This is a genomic window from Burkholderia sp. Tr-862, from assembly GCF_011753085.1.
Classification (GTDB): domain Bacteria; phylum Pseudomonadota; class Gammaproteobacteria; order Burkholderiales; family Burkholderiaceae; genus Burkholderia; species Burkholderia ambifaria.
This window is the reverse complement of sequence record NZ_VWWG01000311.1, coordinates 1-3,024: the sequence shown is the minus strand read 5'-3', so window position 1 is coordinate 3,024 and position 3,024 is coordinate 1. Positions and strand designations below refer to the sequence as shown.

The window sequence follows — 3,024 nt, the reverse complement described above, 5'->3', positions numbered from 1 at the left end:
GCCGCCGAACCCGGTGCGGCGGCGGGCGCCGGCGTGTCGCCGGCATTGCCCGCGTCGCCCGCGCCAGCCTCGCCGCCGGGCGCGATCGTCGACGCCGCCGCGATCTTCTGGAACTGCTGCTGCGCCTGCGCGCCCAGTTCCTGCCGCAGCTGCGCGAGATTGCGCCCCATCGCGAGCTGGCGGCCGTGCTCGTCGATCACCTTGAAGTTCATGAACAGGTGCGCGGGCAGCGTCTCGAGCTTGAAGTCGGCCGTCTTCATCGCGATCTGCGTCTCGCCGCGCACGTCGGCGATCAGCGCCTCGACGAGGCCGCCCGCGCCGAAGCGCTCGCGCCCCATGCGCTCGACGAAGCCGGCCGCGTACTCGGGCAGCGGCACGCAGTGCCGGCGCAGCTTTTGCGGCAGCGACTTCAGCAGCAGCTGCACCTTCTCCTTCAGCATCCCCGGCACGAGCCATTCGCAGCGGCGCGCATCGACCTGGTTCAGCGCATACAGCGGCACCGCGAGCGTCACGCCGTCGCGCGGCGTGCCGGGCTCGAAGTGATACGTGAGCGCCATCTCGACGCCGGCCATCGTCGCGCGCTTCGGGAACAGCTCGGTCGTCACGCCGGCCGCCTCGTGGCGCATCAGGTCGTCGCGCGACAGGTACAGCAGCCGCTGCTTGTCCTCCGCCCGGCCGCCCTTGCTCACCTCGTCGCGATACCAGCGCTCGAACGCGGCGCCCGTGTGGATGCCCTCCGGAATCGCCTGATCGTAGTACGCGTAGATCAGTTCGTCGTCGACCAGCACGTCCTGCCGGCGCGACTTGTGCTCGAGCTGCTCGATGTCGGCGAGCAGCTTGCGGTTGTGCGCGAAGAACGGCAGCTTCGTGTCGAACTCGCCCTCGACCAGCGCGCCGCGGATGAACAGCTCGCGCGCGCGTGCCGGATCCTGCCGGCCGAACGCGACGCGCCGGCGGTGGTAGATCGGCAGCCCGTACAGCGTCGCGCGCTCGAACGCGCTGACCTGCGCGGGACGCTTTTCCCAGTGCGGCTCCGACAGCGACTTCTTCAGCAGGTGAGCGCCGACCTTCTCGACCCACTCCGGCTCGATCTTCGCGAGGCAGCGCGCGTACAGCCGGCTCGTCTCGACGAGTTCGGCCGCCATCACCCAGCGGCCGGCCTTCTTCGCGAGCGCAGAGCCCGGCCACAGGTAGAACTTGATCCCGCGCGCGCCGAGATAGTGCGGATCGTCGTCGGCCTTCATGCCGAGGTTGCCGAGCAGGCCCGTCAACAGGGCCAGATGGATCTGCTCGTAGGTCGCCTCGGCTTCGTTGAGCCGCCAGCCATGCTCGCGCACGACCGTCAGCAGTTGCGAATGGACGTCGCGCCATTCGCGCAGCCGCAGGTGCGACAGGAAGTTCTGCCGGCACGCGTCGATCAGCTGACGGTTCGATTTCTTGTGCGCGACGGCCTCTTCGAACCACGCCCAGATCTTCAGCCACTGCAGGAATTCGGAGCGCTCGTCGGCGAACCGGCGGTGCGCCTGGTCGGCCTGCTCCTGCGCTTCGATCGGACGATCGCGCGGGTCCTGCACGGACAGCGCGCTGGCGATGATCAGCACCTCGCGCAGCGACTGCTGGTCGCGCGCGGCGAGGATCATCCGGCCGACGCGCGGATCGAGCGGCAGCCGCGCGAGCTCGCGGCCGAGCGGCGTCAGCGCGTTGTCGTCGTCGACCGCGCCGAGTTCGTTGAGCAACTGGTAGCCGTCCGCGATCGCGCGACCGGGCGGCGGCTCGAGGAACGGGAACGATTCGATCTCGGTCAGGTGCAGCGACTTCATCCGCAGAATCACCGACGCGAGCGACGAGCGCAGGATTTCCGGATCGGTGAAGCGTGCGCGCGCCTGGTAGTCGCTTTCCTCGTACAAGCGGATGCAGACGCCATCGGCCACCCGGCCGCAGCGACCCGCGCGCTGATTCGCGGCGGCCTGCGAGATCGACTCGACCTGCAGCTGCTCGACCTTGTTCCGGTACGAATAGCGCTTCACGCGCGCGAGACCGGTGTCGACGACGTAGCGGATGCCCGGCACCGTCAGCGACGTTTCGGCCACGTTGGTCGCAAGCACGATGCGGCGTGCGTTCGACGCCTTGAACACCTTGTCCTGGTCGGCCGCCGAAAGTCGCGCGAACAGCGGCAGGATCTCGGTATGCGGCGGATGGTGCTTGCGCAGCGCCTCGGCCGCTTCGCGAATCTCGCGCTCGCCGGGCAGGAACACCAGCACGTCGCCGGGGCCTTCGCGGCACAGTTCGTCGACCGCGTCGACGATCGCGTCCATCAGGTCGCGTTCGGCCTCGCGCGCGGTCTTCACGCGGTCGCGGCCGCCCGTGCCCTCGGCGTTCTTGACGGCCGGGCGATCCTCGGCCACCGGGCGGTAGCGCATCTCGACCGGATACAGCCGCCCGCTCACCTCGATCACGGGCGCCGGGCGCTCGTCGCTGCCGAAATGGCGCGCGAAGCGGTCGGCGTCGATCGTCGCGGACGTGACGATCAGCTTCAGGTCCGGGCGCCTCGGCAGGATCTCCTTCAGGTAGCCGAGCAGGAAGTCGATGTTCAGGCTGCGCTCGTGCGCCTCGTCGATGATCAGCGTGTCGTACGCCTTCAGCAGCGGGTCGGTCTGCGTCTCGGCGAGCAGGATGCCGTCCGTCATCAGCTTCACGGACGCGCCCGGCGCGAGATTGTCGGTGAAGCGCACCTTGTAGCCGACCACCTCGCCGAACGGCGTGCCGAGTTCCTCGGCGATCCGCCGGCCGGTCGACGATGCGGCCAGGCGCCGCGGCTGCGTATGGCCGATCAGGCCCGTGCCGCCGGCGCCGAGGCCGCGGCCAAGATCGAGACAGATCTTCGGCAGCTGGGTGGTCTTGCCCGACCCCGTTTCGCCGCAGACGATGACAACCTGATGATTGGCGATCGCGCGCGCGATTTCGTCGCGCTTGCCCGATACGGGCAGGCTTTCGGGATACGTGATCGGCGGAACGGGATTCGGA

At 69.2% G+C, this 3,024-nt stretch carries 1 protein-coding gene; it reads right to left on the bottom strand.

Annotated elements, in window-relative coordinates:
- Positions 1 to 3,024: ATP-dependent RNA helicase HrpA (gene hrpA / locus F3J14_RS34265; protein WP_247682355.1), on the bottom strand; the 3,024-nt coding region annotated here is incomplete at both ends.